At 44.1% G+C, this 1,259-nt stretch carries 2 protein-coding genes and 1 pseudogene; all 3 read left to right on the forward strand.

Translation table 11 applies throughout. The features are described 5' to 3' along the window. Positions 1 to 155, forward strand: a pseudogene (locus tag cpu_RS14065) (ATP-binding protein); the annotation flags it as partial. A gap of 288 nt (positions 156 to 443) precedes the next feature. Further along, the gene (locus cpu_RS12295) at positions 444 to 911 is read left to right on the forward strand and encodes a DUF6431 domain-containing protein (protein ID WP_234970251.1); all 468 of its coding nucleotides are present in this window, start codon (positions 444 to 446) and stop codon (positions 909 to 911) included. Positions 912 to 990: 79 nt separating this feature from the next. Next, on the forward strand, positions 991 to 1,259 hold a 269-nt coding region (locus tag cpu_RS12300), incomplete at its 3' end, for a helix-turn-helix domain-containing protein (RefSeq protein WP_143299323.1).

Genomic DNA, 1,259 nt, shown 5'->3' on the forward strand with positions numbered 1-1,259 from the left:
AAATGGCCTTTGTCCACCGGGCAGAAAACGTAATATTCCTTGGGCCGCCTGGAGTATGGAAGACGCACCTTGCCGTAGCCCTTGCTATAGAAGCCCTATCCCAGGGCATATCAGTTTACTTTACGAGCCTTTCCAGGCTCATTGAAGACCTTAAATGTTTCTACCCACATAAAATAACCGTCCAATGCTCAGATTTAGTGGCCAAATAGAAAAGGAATTTACTTATCTTCTGGCGAATAATTGGAGAAAAAATCTAAAGAAGGAGAAAAAGGAAAAGTCTTCGAGTAAGGTTTACGGAGCTGACACTCCCCTTACCGAAGACTTTCCCACAACAACGCATTTTGATTGTAACTTATCTTGGAGCTTCAGTAAAGGAGTATTTAGAAAATTATTTAAATTTTTTGGAAGAAAATCAATGGTATTGCCCGGTATGTAGTGCAAAGATGTCTTTTCATGGGTGGTATCGGCGAAAAATAATAACCTTAGATGGAACTATTACTAGAATTCCAATAGCCCGATATCGTTGCTCTAACTGCCGGCAAACTCATGCCATTTTACCGGATTTTGTTGCGCCTTACCGCCACTATTCCCAGGTTTTGATTGCCAATGTAGTTGAAGAAGTAGTTTCCAAGCAGGTACCGCCAGAACGGGTCGAGGGCAATCAGGATATTCCCACTACACGGCGATGGATACGCCGATTTCTAAAGCGATGTCATGAGGTTATAGGCGTTTTAGAAAGTATAGCTTTTAGATACACCGGGCAAATAAAATCGCTTCTAACGGAAGCACGGTCGTCTCCCTGGGAGCAAATGCTTGCGGCTTTAGAACTACTGCCGGCAGTAAAAGCTACTTCGGTGTTTGGCGCGGTAAATCTCTGGCTGACCATGGACGTGGTCGGCCTCTGGCTTTAACTAATTTCACATAGTTTGGTCTCCTGGCCATTTTTAGGGTTGTGGTATGGTGAAACTAACACCATATTTAAACAAGGAGATGGTCAGGTTGCCAAAAGAATCATCTTATCAGCAAGAAATTGCTCTTGAACGTTTTGCTCTGATAGCACCTTTGCTGGAGCCGGATTTAGAAGCGGCGGAAAAGCGCCAACGTCGGAAAGAAATCTTAGCCAAGAGTCAAATTTCCTCCCGTACCCTGCGCCGCTACTTACAACTTTACCGCCAGCAGGGTTTAATTGGTCTTATGCCAAAAATCCGGTCTGATAATGGAAGCAGTCGTACTATAAGCCACGAAACAATCGAAGAGGC

Origin of the sequence: Carboxydothermus pertinax, from assembly GCF_001950255.1 — a bacterium.
Lineage (GTDB): Bacteria > Bacillota > Z-2901 > Carboxydothermales > Carboxydothermaceae > Carboxydothermus > Carboxydothermus pertinax.

Bases quoted from the DNA above. Each gene is read 5' to 3' on its own strand.
- cpu_RS12295 (WP_234970251.1), top strand. From the start codon at position 444: ATGTCTTTTCATGGGTGGTATCGGCGAAAAATAATAACCTTAGATGGA.